This window comes from Halobacillus sp. A1-3 (assembly GCF_050971765.1).
In the GTDB taxonomy this organism is placed as follows: domain Bacteria; phylum Bacillota; class Bacilli; order Bacillales; family Halobacillaceae; genus Halobacillus; species Halobacillus mangrovi_B.
Genome location: NZ_JBPCEO010000006.1, coordinates 50,555 through 65,756 on the forward strand (window position 1 = coordinate 50,555; position 15,202 = coordinate 65,756).

At 43.5% G+C, this 15,202-nt stretch carries 9 protein-coding genes; 3 read left to right on the forward strand and 6 right to left on the reverse strand.

The window, feature by feature from the left end:
• Positions 1-41: 41 nt before the first annotated feature.
• The 4 genes from csaB to ACRYKC_RS11790 form a co-directional block, all read right to left on the reverse strand.
• Entirely contained in the window at positions 42-1,112 is a 1,071-nt protein-coding gene (gene csaB, locus ACRYKC_RS11775) for a polysaccharide pyruvyl transferase CsaB (protein WP_433806925.1), read from the reverse strand.
• Positions 1,109-2,659 (reverse strand): putative polysaccharide biosynthesis protein, encoded by a 1,551-nt coding sequence (locus ACRYKC_RS11780; RefSeq protein WP_433806926.1) that lies wholly within the window; start codon positions 2,657-2,659, stop codon positions 1,109-1,111. The genes csaB and ACRYKC_RS11780 overlap by 4 nt, the downstream gene beginning before the upstream one ends.
• The gene (locus ACRYKC_RS11785; protein ID WP_433806927.1) at positions 2,656-3,390 is read right to left on the reverse strand and encodes a WecB/TagA/CpsF family glycosyltransferase; all 735 of its coding nucleotides are present in this window, start codon (positions 3,388-3,390) and stop codon (positions 2,656-2,658) included. Before ACRYKC_RS11785 ends, ACRYKC_RS11780 begins: the two co-directional genes overlap by 4 nt.
• A gap of 108 nt (positions 3,391-3,498) precedes the next feature.
• Positions 3,499-5,439, reverse strand: coding sequence for an S-layer homology domain-containing protein (locus tag ACRYKC_RS11790; protein WP_433806928.1), 1,941 nt, complete (start codon positions 5,437-5,439; stop codon positions 3,499-3,501).
• Between the two features lie 262 nt (positions 5,440-5,701).
• Here ACRYKC_RS11790 and ACRYKC_RS11795 point away from each other — a divergent pair, with 262 nt between their 5' ends.
• The 3 genes from ACRYKC_RS11795 (at position 5,702) to ACRYKC_RS11805 (ending at position 13,874) form a co-directional block, all read left to right on the forward strand.
• Positions 5,702-10,009, forward strand: coding sequence for a S8 family serine peptidase (locus ACRYKC_RS11795; protein ID WP_433806929.1), 4,308 nt, complete (start codon positions 5,702-5,704; stop codon positions 10,007-10,009).
• 774 nt (positions 10,010-10,783) lie between these two features.
• On the forward strand, positions 10,784-12,169 hold the full coding sequence (locus ACRYKC_RS11800; RefSeq protein WP_433806930.1) for an N-acetylmuramoyl-L-alanine amidase: 1,386 nt from the start codon (positions 10,784-10,786) through the stop codon (positions 12,167-12,169).
• Positions 12,170-12,227: 58 nt separating this feature from the next.
• Entirely contained in the window at positions 12,228-13,874 is a 1,647-nt protein-coding gene (locus ACRYKC_RS11805) for a S8 family peptidase (RefSeq protein ID WP_433806931.1), read from the forward strand.
• A 105-nt stretch (positions 13,875-13,979) separates the two neighbouring features.
• On the opposite strand, the gene ACRYKC_RS11810 is transcribed toward ACRYKC_RS11805, so the two are convergent.
• On the reverse strand, positions 13,980-14,186 hold the full coding sequence (locus ACRYKC_RS11810; RefSeq protein ID WP_433806932.1) for a YjcZ family sporulation protein: 207 nt from the start codon (positions 14,184-14,186) through the stop codon (positions 13,980-13,982).
• A gap of 129 nt (positions 14,187-14,315) precedes the next feature.
• Positions 14,316-15,149: a protein-glutamine gamma-glutamyltransferase gene (locus tag ACRYKC_RS11815; RefSeq protein WP_433806933.1), complete on the reverse strand. Its 834-nt coding sequence runs from the start codon at positions 15,147-15,149 to the stop codon at positions 14,316-14,318.
• Between the last annotated feature and the right edge of the window lie 53 nt (positions 15,150-15,202).

Below are 15,202 nucleotides of genomic sequence, written 5' to 3' on the forward strand. Positions count from 1 at the left end.
CGGACATCCACACTGGGGATGTCCGCCTTTCTCATCATCCTTTACCTGCTTAAATAATTGATCGCCATAGCGGCTGTATCGTCCGCTTCCTTTTGCAGCCGTATCATAGTTTCTGATGGAGCATACGTCTGAGTGAGTGCACGTTCCATCGTATCGATAAGGTCCTGTGCCGTCCAATCGTCATCCGATACGTGTCCCGCTACAGGCTGATCACAAATCCTAGCAAAAGAATCGATTTTCGGATCATAGGATAACGCGACAAAAGGGACATGTCCGATCGTTGCAAAGATTAGCGAATGCAGCCTCATCCCAACAAGCAGTTCTGATTTCTTAATGATGGCGATTTTCTCTTCAATAGGGACATATTGCGGGGCGATATGAGCTTTTTCGACCATATGTTCTAGTATTTCATAGGAGGTCTCTTCATCATGGTCTCCATGCATCGGAACGAAGACAATATCGTACCCCGATTCGGCAAATGCATCAAGAGCTAAGGCTATTTTTTCTTTATAATTCATAGTTGTCGGCCAGTCTCTTACACTAACCGTAATAATGTTAGATAATTTTTTCTCTTCTAACCAAAAACTCATTAACGTATTCGTCTCTAATGTCATAACGGGGTCAGGCACAAGTTCTATAGGGTTACGAACACCAAATTTCTTCAGTAACTCCTTCGATTCTTCATCTCGTACCGTAATCTGTACACCTTTATTCAGGGCACCTTTGACAAGTTTCTTTCCTAAGAAGCTATCAATTGGTCCCATGCCCTGGGCATAAACAAATACTGGTTTCTTCCAGAGCCTTGCAATCCTGATCACACCCGTATAATAAATAATCGATTTGATCCCTGTAGCGTCCTGCAGCAGGCTGCCTCCGCCGCTGATCAACCCATCCGCTTGAGAGAGCAGGAGATAGATCTGCTTCAAATTCCACCGATCTGCCGCTTCAACCTCATAGGTTTCCGATGTATGAACAGGGTCATTCGATAGAACCGTAATTCTAATATCAGGATCCACTCTTCTAAGACTTTTGATCATCGATAATAAAATGGCTTCATCACCGGTATTATGAAAACCGAAATAACCAGATATCACAACGTGCAATGAACTCACCTCTTTCTCCATCTATTTAAAATCGGAAGCTTTTTCACTTCAGACACGTTCATCAACCACAAAGAAACCAAGTAGATGACAGCTCCTATTACCACCGCTCCACACACATAGAGGAACGCCTCTACTCTCGTCCATGTCTCTATTTGTAGATAGAATAGCGGCATTGCGACAATTCCTCCCATTATTACCGAGGAAATAATCGTTTTCGCGCGATCTTGATTTTCAGATGTAGTGGAAACGGTTCTTTTGATGAGCAGCACATTCGAGTAATGAAGAATGATATAGATCGCAAGCGTAGCGGCTGCCGCTCCAGCCAATCCATAAGCCTGAATAAGACCAATATTGGTCACTGTCTTCAAAACCATGGCTCCTAATACTAAGAGAGCCGCCTGCCCTGAGCGATTCATTCCTTGTAAAATCCCTGTACCTAAAACGGCAAGCGCCGTAAAGACTGAACTGAACCCGACAATCGCAAGTACAACACTTCCTTCAAGGTTCGTAAATAACGCAAGATTCAATGGCAGTGTAAGGGCAAGAATGCCTATTGCTGCCGGCCAGGAAAGCAGATGGGTTAGCGAAAACGCCCGTGCCACAACCTTCTGTACCCCCTGTTGGTCACCTTCTGTCAATTTCTTCGTAATCAGTGGGACGAGTGGGAGGACAAGTGATGTAGCAAATATGGTCGCAATCTGCACTAGCGAAAGCCCACGGCCATAAAGTCCGTAGTAGTAATTCACTTCAGCCGGGTCTATGCCTGCCGTACGCAACCCATAAGGAATCGTAAGTGCATCGACAACATTCATTAACGCCATCGTGATTGCGCCAACTGCAATTGGAATCGATACCCGGAGGATTTGCTGACTCCTTTTTCTAAAAACAGAAAAGTCATAGGATATAGAAGGAAGCGGAGTAAAAGAGGAAGCTCTGAACGTCCGCAGTAAATAACCTAATGAAGCTAGAACCCCAATGGAAGAACCGATCATCGTACCTCCAGCGATCACACGATCGGAATAACCTTGCACAACTAAATAATAGGCAGCGATTAGAATCAGCGTCACCCTGACGAATTGTTCGATTACCTGGGAAATCGCTGTCGGCTGCATTGTTTCAAACCCCTGGAAGAATCCCCGGTACACGGCCATATAGGGAGCAAATAACAGGGTGGTCGATACGATAATCAACGCGGGTTTCGTAGATTCTCCGCCAAGTAGAGCCGTGATTGGATCTGCAAACGTGTAGATCAATAGAAAGCTGGTGGCACCAAATAAGACGGCAAGAATACTGGCGGTTACATAGATCTCTTTTATCTGGTCTAAGCGGCTTTCACTGCGTGCTTCTGCAATCAGCTTAGAGATAGCAAGAGGAATTCCGGCGACTGATAAGATGAGGGCGACCATGTAAACAGGATAAACCATACTAAAAATTCCTAGAACCTCGTCTCCCGCAATGTTTTGCAGAGGGATACGAAAGATAGCTCCTAGGAATTTAGAAAGGAGGGTTGCTCCTGATAATACAATTGTACCTTTAATTAATGTAGAACGGCTCATGGTGATCCCTTCAGTTTTCTCTTAATAATTCTGATCGCAAAGCGGGGTAGGGCGAGCATTCGTCGCCAGCGTTTTGGCTGCTTGATCAATCGGTACAGCCACTCGACATTATACTTTCTCCACCTGACCGGCGCACGTTTCACGTCGCCTGCGATCACATCGAAACTTCCCCCAACACAAAGGAAAACCCCTTTGTTGAAATGGTCGATGTTTTCTGAAATCCATTGCTCCTGCTTCGGAGCACCTAAGGCGACAAACGTGAGATCAGGGTCTGCTTGTTTTACCTGTTCGACGATCTCATCACTCTTATTCCAATCAAAATATCCATCGTGAGACCCGACAATTTTTATATCCGGATAAAAGTGCTGCAGGTTCGTTTCAACTCTCTTAAGTACGTCTTTATGGGCACCTAATAAGAAGATTTTATACCCTTTGATATTCGAAATGCTTAATAGATCAATCATCAGGTCGTAGCCAGTCACCCGTTCAGGAAGAGGGTTTTTAAGAAGCTGGGAGGCACGAATGATCCCGATACCGTCCGCAGTAATATAATTGGCTTTATGTAAATGGTCCATATAGGCGGTATCCTCGTTCGCTCTCATCACAATTTCAGGATTAACGGTAATGACAAAGGATTTTTCTTCAAGCATTACGTGTTCATCCAGTTGTTTTACCAGCGTTTTGTGATCGATATGTGAAAGTGGGACCCCCATGATTTTCACTTGCTTCATGTGTGGTGTGGCTCCTTTAATATTGCGCGTACTTACTCTAGTAAATATAACATAAAAAAGGGGGCAACCATATGGTTTTGCCCCCTTAATCATTCCATTGCTACTTTTTTACTGTGCGATATTCAAGTGTTCGAACAGGCTTCCATAAGTTCCGCCGTGACTATAGACATAGGCGTCCTGATAGCTGCGATCACTGATGTTCTTCGGTACGATCTTGAGCCAGGTACCATTGGCGGATACTTCATCCAAAATTTGGACAGTAGAGCCGGCTTTCTTCAATTGATAGATATCGTTGTTATCCACTTTTGCAGAAGAGCGGACGTTCGTTCCGTTTTGTTTAGAAACAGCCAGTCCATATTGTCCATACTCAGATGTAACATCAAACTCACTGCTCAAATATTGATCCATCAAGTACATAAGGCTTGAAATCTTCTGCCCCCAGTAAGGATCAGATGCATAGCGGACGTTCATCCCCGTGCTCTTGTTTCCTAAGTGAGCCCCATTAAAGCGCCAGTCCTCATCGTTAAAATAACCAGGTACGATGAACTGTTCTGCAGCTTCCAGGATTCCATCCTCATAGCTGTCGTACGTGTACGCATTTTCATAAGGGTTGGCATCTACAGCATTGATACCGAAGAGGTTGTTTTTGTCTCTCGCGATATCACTTTCTCCCCAGCGGCTTTCGATGATGGCGTGGGAGAGGAGGTACATGGCATTTGTCCCATGCAAGTCTTCGGCTTTTTTAAACGCTTCTCCTAACCCGATAAGTGGACTTTCAGGACGTTTGGCACGAATGAATGCATCAAGCTGTTCCGCGGAGTACTGCGTTTTTGTGTATAGCGGCATGCGGTTGAAGTACTGGTAAGCATCTCCAACTTGATCGCCGCTTGTCGTATAGAACTTGTTTCCATTCCAGCTGTAGTATTTCTGATCTTCACTTAGGAAGGAAGGAGCTTTTCCATAAACGTAGCTAGAAACACTATCCGTGATTGGATTATAAATATGATGATACAAGTCCCCGCTACGCGCTTCATAGTAAGAACGCTTCGTAACCATGTGGGCGGGGGTTAAATTCGCCGTATCGGCGTCGATATAACCAATAGTATCGGCAATTTGAACCTTCACCCACGTTTCAGTCGCAGCAAGATATTTCATTTCAACGCCAGAGGTGACGTAAGTAACTGCGTTGGTCAATGATTCGCTTGGATAAACATTTGTGAATTTGTTTGAAACGGCCATTCCGTCTTTGATCCAGACGATATTATTGCCGTTCATTACAACCTGGTTGCCAGAAGCATGGCTTTTCGCTTCTTCAAAGGTTTCGTATTTTCCTGTGACATCAGGCTCACCGTCTGTAGTTAACGTAACTACTTCATAATTCAGTGGTACAGGTGGGTGGATGACATGTAACAATCGGCTGATCACTCCTGAGGTTTGTCCACGAGTTGTGCTCGCTTTAGGATCGAAAAACTTATTGCCTTCTGAATCGACTTTACCAGTCAGGATTCCAAGGTTAATCAAGCGCTGAACGGATTCACGATAAATATCCAGAATCTCATCATTGTCCTCAAATTGAAGGGGATCTTTTTCAGAGACCACGCCTTTTAAGTCAGCAGCACGCATGATCATGACTGCCATTTCTTCTCGAGTGATTTCATTTTTCGGTTTGAATGAACCATCTGGATAGCCATTGACAAGGCTTTGGGTGCTCGCAGTGATGACAGAAGGATAAAACCAATCTTCAGGTGAGACATCGGAGAAGGAAGGAGATTCAGAGACTTGAGCGACAGAGTAATCAGCAGCAGCTTTCATTTCCAGCTCCAAAGCCCTGACTAAAAAGGCTGTAAACTCAGCTCGATTCACGGGTTTTTCTGGTAAGTATGTATCGTCTCCGTAACCCTTTAAAATGCCTGTTTCAATGAGTTCTCTCATTTCTTCTTCAAAAAAGTGTCCGGTAATATCGTCGGTTGCTTCCGCTTTCGCCACCTGAGGGGTGAGTAAAGAGAATAGGAAAGCAAGAACGACACCAATAAACAAAAATCTTTTCATTATGAGTCTATTTCCCCCTTTTTTAAAATCTATTAAATAATGTATCAGAAAAGTTTGTCGAATAATAGTTAATTTTCAGTAAATCTGCCAATATACCTAATTTGTGGGGGTATAAGAATATTTTTCTTTTTTATCTGAAAAGAATGTCGAATTAATTGAATAGATAGAAAAATTTGAATATAATTGGAATGTATTAACAGAGAAGGGGGCGAATGTGATAGTTTCATAGTTTTTCATGTAAAAAAACTAAGGAGGATGTCATTTGAACTTGAAAAAAGGTTTAGTGGTATTTTTTGTGTTCCTGCTAGCCTTTTCGAACTCCGCTTTTGCAGCTACAGGCACTAGTCCACAGGACGTGCGTGAAGGGCAGCAAAAAGAAAGAGTAACGAAAGGTGAATTTAGTAAGGATATTAAAGAAAAATCGTACGCGCAGGATGAAGAAGTTCGTGTCATTGTTGAACTAAAAGATAAACCTGTTATTTATTCTGCACAGAGCTTAGGGAAAAGCTATAGTGAACTATCCGAATCCAATAAGGAGAAATTACGCAAAGCAGCGTTAGACGCCCAAAGCGAAGTGAAGCAATCGATCAATCGAAAATCGATCGCGATGGACTTTAAAGAAAGCTTTACTACAGTCCTTAACGGATTCAGCGGTACAGTCAAGTACGGTTCAATCAAAATGATTGAAAAACTTGATAATGTCGGGAAAGTACATATCACACATGAATACGAACGTCCGACAGAAGACCCTGAAATGCTTTATAGTAAAGAGCTCGTTAATGCTCAAAAAACGTGGCAGGACTACGGTTATAAAGGGGAAGGGATGACCGTAGCTGTCATCGATACAGGAATCGATCCAGACCATAAAGACATGGTCCTAAGTGAGGAGACGGACCCTGAACTGAGCAAGGAAGAAGTAGATTCCTGGATAAACGATGATGGACTAAACGGAAAATATTTTACGGAAAAAGTACCATACGCGTATAACTACGCAGACGATAATCATACAGTTTTAGACCTCGGTCCAGATGCCAGTGAACACGGCATGCACGTATCCGGTACTGTCGGAGCGAACGGGGATGAGGATAACGGCGGCATCAAAGGGGTTGCCCCAGAAGCTCAAATCCTGGGCATGAAAGTATTCGGTAATGACCCTGAAATGCCGTCTACTTACGGAGATATCTACATTAAGGCCATTGACGATGCGATTGTTTTAGGAGCAGACGTGATTAACATGAGTTTAGGTTCGACAGCAGGCTTCGTAAACGAAGATGATCCTGAACAACGTGCAATTGCGAACGCGGTAGACAATGGTGTGATGATGTCTATATCTGCGGGTAACTCTGCAAGGTTAGGGGACGGTTTCTACCCGACCTATGCATCTGATCCTGATTACGGAGTTGTAGGTGCCCCAGGGATTACACCTGAATCCTTGCAAGTGGCTGCTTTTGAGAACGAATATTTGAACCTTAGTGCTTTCACTCCGAAAGTAGACGGGGAGACGATGGATCCAATTCCATTCCTGTCTGCAAGCAGTGTTTCTCCTGATACACTCGAAGGATATCAGGAAGTGGTCTACGCTGGTCTAGGAAGAACGCCTGGAGATTCAGATGTAGACCCAGAAGCCAATGACTTTGAAGGCGTGGATGTTGAAGGGAAAATTGCCCTCATCCAACGCGGTCAGTCCACCTTCGTTTCTAAGACATTAAATGCTCAGGAGCGAGGAGCAATCGGCGTCATCATCTTCAATAATGTAGATGGATACATCAGTATGGCGTCAAGCTCAGACATCACAATTCCTCAACTTTCCATCTCAAAAGTAAATGGAGAAATGTTGAGAGACAAACTGCAAAATGATCAAACGGTTGAAATCGCTTTTGAAGGCAATGAAGTGAAAACGAAAAACCCTGAAGCTGGAAAAATGTCTTCCTTCACCTCATGGGGTGTGACACCTAACTTGAACTTTAAGCCTGAAATTACAGCGCCAGGTGGAAACATTCTGTCAACGCTTCAGGATGACGAGTATGGCATGATGAGTGGTACTTCCATGGCTGCACCTCACGTATCCGGTGGATCAGCTCTCGTTATGCAGCGTGTGGACGAGGAGTTTGATTACAGCGGTTCACAGCGTGTAGAAACGACGAAAAACATTTTAATGAACACTTCTGTCCCTCAAGTGGATAAAGGAACAGATAACGAAGATGGGCTCTATTATTCCCCTCGCCGCATGGGTACGGGGTTAATGGATCTTCATGCAGCGATGAAGACGCCAGTCATGGCAACAGATAAAGCGACTGGTATTGGTAAAGTTGCGCTGAAAGAAATGGGCGACCAAGAGTCCTTTACCCTTGAACTTGAAAACGTGAGTGACGAAAACACCGTTTACAACGTAACAGGTTCTGTGCAAACCGACCTTGTTGGTGTTTATGATTTCGGTTCCTTTAACTTTGCTGAAGCTAATCCAATCTACAAAAAAGGAACAAAAGAATTCCCAATCGAAATCACTTCTCCGAATGGAAGTGACGTGGAAGGGGACTACCAAGTCGTCGTTCCAGCTAACTCCACGGTTGAAGTCAATGTATCTCTTGATCTGGAGAACGTAGTCGATGGGTATGAAGGTCTGTCTCCAGAGGAATTGTTTGAAAATGGACACTTTGTAGAAGGATTCGTAACATTTACAGATCCTAACGATACAAATCCAGAACTGAACGTTCCTTATGTTGGATTCCACGGCGAGTGGGATCAAGCACGTAACGTCGATGCAACGATCTATGAAGATCCAAGCAAGATCTTTTACGGTGAAACGGCTTTACTTTCCTGGGATGGTCAGATCCTAGGTGTTTCCCCATTATTGGGAGAAGATGATCCTCTTGCTGGTTCCGAAGAGAATGTCGGTTTCTCTCCAAATGGAGACGAGTCTATGGATGAGATTTTACCGAATCTATCATTCTTAAGAAACGCGAAAGAAGTAGAATTTAACATCTTAGATGAAGACGGAAACGAACTGCGTACTGTACGCACAGAAGATGAAGTCAAAAAGAATTACTTCGACGGCGGTGCAGCTCCAGCGAGTGATCCATACCCTCAAGCGACATGGGATGGTAAAGTGAATGGAGAAGTCGTTGAAGATGGACAGTACTACTATGAAGTGAAGTCAGTGATCGACTTCGAAGACGCTGAATGGCAGTCGAAGAAAATTCCTGTAAAAGTCGATACACAAGCGCCTGATTTAGAAGTTTCTTATGATAAAGAAACTGGCGAAGTATCATGGGATGCTTTTGACGAAGGTACAGGATTGTCCCACTTTGATATTGTCGTCAACGGCGAAAGCGTACTTGAAGAACCACTTGGTCCGGACGAAGGTTCTTACACATTTGAGAAGCTTGATGGAGTGGAAGGTGTGAAAGTTGTCGCTCATGACTATGCTGGCAATGCGAAAACGGATGCTGTAGCAGAAGGTGACGATACGATTCCTGCTATTACGGCAATAACACCAGAAGCCCTGTCCGTAACGAATGAAAAAGAAGTCCAAGTCATTGGTTTCGTTCAAGACGATTCAAAAGTCGAAAAACTGACGATCGATGGCAAGGAAGCGAAGCTGAAATGGGACGAAGAGGAGAATGTTTACAACTTCAGCGAAACTCTTAATTACAAGAAAGACGGAGTTAAGGAAATCGAATTCTACGCTGTCGACGATCAAGGCAATGACATTTCGTTCAAACGTAAGTTCATGATTGATTCTACAAGTCCTGAATTAGAAATCGAAGGTCCTCATACAACGAAAGAGGATACTGCGACACTTGAGATTTCCATGAAAGACAACTGGGATGATCTTCGTTTGTTCGTCAATGGCAGTGAAGAGTACAAACACGTCTTCAAAGAGCCGTTCGAAATGAGAGCCATCAGTGAAACAATCGAACATGAAGTACAGCTTGAAGATGGACGTAACACGTTCGAATTTGAGCTTACCGACTTCGGCGGAAATACAACGACGAAGATGATCACCATCTACAAATCGGATGAAGGTCCAAAAGACTTTGATGATGTCTCCGATGGTTTCTGGGGTAAAGAAGCGATTGAGAAATTGAATGTCGCTGGTGTCATCAACGGTTACCCTAACGGAGATTTCGGTGTAAATGATGAGATCATCCGTGCTGATGCAGCAGCGATGATTGTACGTGCGTTCGACTTAGATACTGATAATCCGAAAGATCCTGGATTTACAGATGTCGAAGAGGGCGATTACATGTACGAAGAGATCGCAGCGATTGCAGAAGCTGGTATCATGAATGGTTCACCTGACGGAAGCTTTGATCCGAAAGCGAACCTGAAACGTTCAGAAATGGCCAAGATTGTTGTAGAAGCTTACGACTTGAAAGGCAGCACTTCTAAACGCTTCGAAGATGTACCGCTTTACCACTGGGCCCAAGATTATATTAACACGTTGGCTGCGAACAAGATCACCATCGGCTATCCAGATGGTACGTTCAAGCCGGACAACAATACGACGCGTGCTGAGTTCGCGATGTTCTTAGCTCGTGCTGAAGACGATCGCTTCAAAGAAGATTAAGAAGCGAAGCGTCATTCTATGAATCAGTGAAAAGCTGAGGTTCGTGTATCCCACACGGCCTCAGCTTTTTTGTTTGGAATTTCATTCTATTATCTAGTAAAACTCTAGGAGACTTAATTTCAAGTTATCTTTTGAAACGTTTCCGTTACCATGGATAGAACTTGGAGGTTCTGTAAATGATTCGCTTTCCGTGGGAGTTCGGTGAGCTTCCTTAGGCTCCGCCTTCCGGGATCTCACCTTGAACTTTATTCCCACAGGAGTCTCACCATTTACAGAACCTCCTTCCTATTGTTTGAAATAACGGAAACCTCTTAACAGGAGAATTGGTTGAAAACATAATTGACAATACACTTATTTACAAAAAATAAGAATCTGACCACCTTCTCCTACATTGGATAGGTAGCTTAAACCACATTATAGAAGGTTTGGATGGAAAACAGGGAGATTCACGCTGGAGAAGGAGGTAGGCGAGACCTCGCAAGGAGCGAAGCGAGGGAGGATCTTGCCAGTTCCCCCGCAGGAAAGCGAGTCGTTTTCCAGCCAAACCTATACCTCATAGTGTAACGGACCTAAGATAATCATTTTGCAAGAGTCTTTTGGTATATTTATCTAAAAATATTACATTTAGATTATGAATGTTGCTGAAATATTTCAATCTTTTTACCTATTTTTACTATATTGTCGAAATTATACCTACTATTTACTTAAGAAACCTCATATAATGTCGATTGTAGTAATATAACGAACACTTAGAAAGGAAGATGGAATCACATTATGATTAGGAAGATTACGCCTTTGTTGTTTGCCGCTTTTATTTTATTGCTGGCATCTTTTCTTCCAACGAACGTCGCTCATGCGGATTCGTTAAGCGATATCCCGAGCAGGTCTTCAGATGAAATCAATTATCTGATGGATCAAGGCGTCATTACCGGTTATCCTGATGGAACCTACAGACCAAACAATTCTGTAAATAGACAGGAAGCCGCTACAATGGTTGGACGCGCTTTAGATTTGAATGGTACGAAAAGGAGCACGAGCTTCCCGGATGTACACTCCTCCTCATACGCTTCTGGATACATTCAATCGGCTTACGGGAAGAACATCATCACCGGTTATCCGGACGGTACATACAAACCTCGTAACGAAATCAATCGAGGAGAAATGGCATACTTAATTTCAAAAGCTTTCAATTTAAATGAGTCGAGTGGAAACCAATATAGTGATGTTCCGGATAGCGGAGCGCTTTCTACTGCAATCGATCAGGTCTCCACCGCTGGAATTGCGAATGGTTATCCAGATGGAACGTATAGACCCTATAAGTCCATTACGCGTGAAGAGTTCGCACTTCTTGTCGCACGCGGGATGAACCCAGAGTATAAAGTCGATGGAGACGACCTTCAAGTCATCGGTGAAAAGGTAGTTTCGACTGGAATTTTGAATGTGCGTTCAGGTCCTAGTACAGGCTACGCTAAAATTGGTCAATTGACTGAAGGAACCGTAATTAAAGTTTATAAAAAAGTCGGTGACTGGTGGCAGTTTGCTTATAATGGCGGCTCAGGTTACGTTCACGGCGCCTATGTGATGGACAAGCAAACCAACGATGGAAAATATACAATTGCGATTGATGCCGGTCATGGTGGTCATGACGGAGGCGCTACTGCGAATGGATTACTAGAAAAAGAAGTCAACCTGGACGTTGCAAAACGCGTTCGAGATTACTTAAGTAATTCAAATATCAATGTAGTTATGACTCGCGACGATGATAGTTTCTTAGAATTAGATGAACGAGTCGACAATGCGGTCGGTCACGGTGCCGATACGTTTGTTAGTATCCACTCCAATGCTTATCCGAATGAAAGTGTAAGTGGAGTAGAGACATTTTATTCTTCTGCTGCTCTTAGCGGAAGAGCTTATGATAGCTACAAGCTTGCACACTTTATCCAAAATCGTGTTGTCGAAGCGATGAATTCAAATGACCGTGGAGTGAAGGACGTTCCTTACCGTGTCATTCATGCCACACCACTTCCATCAGCCTTAATAGAACTAGGATTTTTAACAAACGATTCCGATGCTTCTAAGCTTGGATCTAGCTGGTATCGAGATCGAGCAGCAAAAGCTATTTACTTAGGAGTCATAGATTACTATAATTGGAAGTATTAACATGTGAAAAGCGGACAATTTGTCCGCTTTTTAATTTATCCATAGGAGATGAAGTCATTTGAAAAAGTACATCGGACATCTGTTACTCATTGTTCTCATCGGACTGATTGGTTTCCCGCAGATCGCAAGCGCGGAGGAAACGTCGGAGCGGGTGATCATCGGCTTTGAGAATGAGATCGAAACCACGATTTTGGAAGATTCATCACACCAACTCATCCATACCTATGAACCAATCGATGCGATATCTGTTTCAGTAGAGAAAGATGTGCTTGAAGAGCTTAGAGCAAATCCGAAGGTCAAATGGGTAGAAAAAGATCGAAAAGTAAAAGCAACAAGACAGGTCAGAAACTGGGGGTTTGATGCCACAAATACGAATGCCTCAAGAGACCTGCAAATCAACGGGAATGGCACAAAGGTCGCTGTCATCGACACAGGTATCAATCGTGATCATCCGGATCTTGACGTGGCAGGCGGCGCTAATTTTGTAGGAGACGGAACTTCCTATGAAGATGATAATGGCCATGGTACGCACGTAGCAGGAGTCATAAATGCGCAAAATAACTCCTACGGAACACTCGGTGTCGCACCAGCAGCGAAACTGTATGCCGTTAAATCACTAGACAGCGAAGGAATAGGAAATGAAGCTGACGTCATCGCTGGAATCCAGTGGGCAATTGAAAAAGACGTCGACATCATTAACTTGAGTCTTACATCGCCTTACTCCTCCACAGCATTGAAAAAAATGATTGACCGGGCCCATGCCAAAGGAATTTTTGTAGTAGCTGCATCCGGAAATGATAAAACAGGAGATGGACAGCTCACAGAGGATGTCATGTATCCCGGCCGTTATGACAACGTCATCAGTGTAGGAGCCGTGACCGAGGATTTAAAGAAAGCTAAATTCTCTTATCAAGGGAAATCCCTGGACTTCGTCGCTCCAGGCTCCCAGATTTACAGTACTTATATAGAAAGAAATGATAGTGAATATGCGTACTTAAGCGGAACATCGATGGCTTCTCCTTATGTAGCAGGAGCTCTTGCCTTATACAAACAGCTATATCCAGAGCTTTCTTTCGATGAACTGGAAGCGGTACTTATGAACAATGCGGATGACTTAGGGAGACCGGGGAGAGACGATGTTTATGGTGACGGACTTGTCCAGTCCCCAGTAAGTTACTTTACAGACGTAGAGAACGAAGACTGGTTTTTAAACTACGTTAACGATTTAACTCGTAAAGAGTGGATTCAAGGGTATCCTGATTATACCTTCCGTCCGCAAAACAAGATTACGAGACAAGAAGTTGTTACGCTTATCGGCCGTTCGCTTGATTTAGATGGTACGAAGCGAAGTACGGACTATTCCGATGTGAACCAGTACCATTATGGTTCAGGTTTTATTGATTCAGCGACAGACAAAGGAATTGTTGAGGGCTTTAGAGACGGTACCTTCCGCCCCGATGAATCGATGCGCCGAGGAGATGTGGCGTTAATTATTTACCGTGCGTTTGATATTCCAACATCAAATGAGCACTTCTTTGAAGACGTGAACCGGGATCGTTATTACTCAGAAGCGATCCATTCATTAGCGAAGGAAGGGATCATTAACGGTTACAACGGTACGGAATTCAGACCAGAGCAGCCAATTACACGTGCTGAATTTGCTACGATTCTATCAAGGACAATTAATCCAGAATTAAGATCATAAACAGAAAGTCCCGGAGAAACGAGTCTCCGGGGCTTTCTAGTTTTATGGGGAGTTTATTAGCAGAAAGGCTTTATTTTTAGAAGCCTTCTTTAGAACTTTTCATCGTTAGCACTTCGGAAAAGCGCACGCACCGATGATGATCAGCAAAATAAAGAGCACGACGATTAAAATGAAAGTATCGTATCCACGAGCCGGAGCACAATAACTAGGCATCATAGGGTAGTGAGCCATAGGGGCTACATTAGGAGGAACATTTGGAGCAACATTAGCTGGTGCATACATATTAGGCATTGCATTTAGGTTAGCATGCATGTGATGTCATCCTTTCGTAATTGTGTATTCATCCCTACATAGTACTCGCCTACTCTCAAAGATGAGCCCGTCAACATGAAAAATGGGTGGGTGTCATGGGTAGCAGCCTGAACTCCGCACTTCTCTCTGTTACTGATTTAAGTACTGTCTTAAATAGATAAGATAGTGAGCACGGCACAAAGAATTTCTGTTGTGGTGAATGACTCGATGGCGGATCGGTTGAGTGAAGCGCCCGGCTTGGTTTCCTAATTGGCTGAACACAGGCCGCGTCACTAAATTCGTTAAATAAGCCGACGTTTCACTGTCAGGTTTTCTCTTTCTATTTAACGTTTCAATAAATTCATCCGCATTTTTAATGGCGAATCCATGCCCGAAAAACTGATCATTACCTAAAACTACTGCATTGACACCTCTGAACCATGGAGTGGTGGGGCTGAAATCGGGATTATTGAAATAAATAATGTCACCAGGTAAAAAGTGGTCCCCATAAAAGGTGTGAATCTTAAGGTCATCATCGGTATGCCAGCTGTATAGATAGAGATTCTGAAAATAGCTATTAAAAAAAGTCTTTCCCATACTTTTAATAAGTGCATGATAGAGAACAATTACGCAAGCTGTGGCACATTCAAAAGCATAGAGGGCTCCATTTTGGTAGATATCTAGAATAGCATCTGCGGGATTCACATTGGGTTTCAACAGGAACCCGCCTGCATTTGTTTTCTCCCAGTATTGAGGGTTGCACCGGGCACGCAGAAAGGAAGAAAAGATGGCTTCACTTGCTTTCATTTCTCTTGCACTATCAATAATGTTCTTTCGGAATTTAATTTCAAAATAAAGTCCTCGACTGGAAGGATACGAATAGAGGCTAGGAGCGTCTTCCAGGCTTTGAAAAATCATTTTTTCTGTATCATCAAGATTCCACGAGGTAGGTAATTGAAAAGGTCTCCCTGATACTTGTATCATACGATTCCTCTTTTCAAGGTTTACTTTGTACCTATCGTATTCGAACGGAAGGA

Excerpts from the sequence above, each read along its gene's own strand:
- ACRYKC_RS11780 (WP_433806926.1), bottom strand. The coding sequence starts at position 2,659 with ATGAGCCGTTCTACATTAATTAAAGGTACAATTGTATTATCAGGAGCA.
- ACRYKC_RS11785 (WP_433806927.1), bottom strand. The coding sequence starts at position 3,390 with ATGAAGCAAGTGAAAATCATGGGGGTCCCACTTTCACATATCGATCAC.
- ACRYKC_RS11790 (WP_433806928.1), bottom strand. The coding sequence starts at position 5,439 with ATGAAAAGATTTTTGTTTATTGGTGTCGTTCTTGCTTTCCTATTCTCT.
- ACRYKC_RS11800 (WP_433806930.1), top strand. The coding sequence starts at position 10,784 with ATGATTAGGAAGATTACGCCTTTGTTGTTTGCCGCTTTTATTTTATTG.
- ACRYKC_RS11810 (WP_433806932.1), bottom strand. The coding sequence starts at position 14,186 with ATGCATGCTAACCTAAATGCAATGCCTAATATGTATGCACCAGCTAAT.
- ACRYKC_RS11815 (WP_433806933.1), bottom strand. The coding sequence starts at position 15,149 with ATGATACAAGTATCAGGGAGACCTTTTCAATTACCTACCTCGTGGAAT.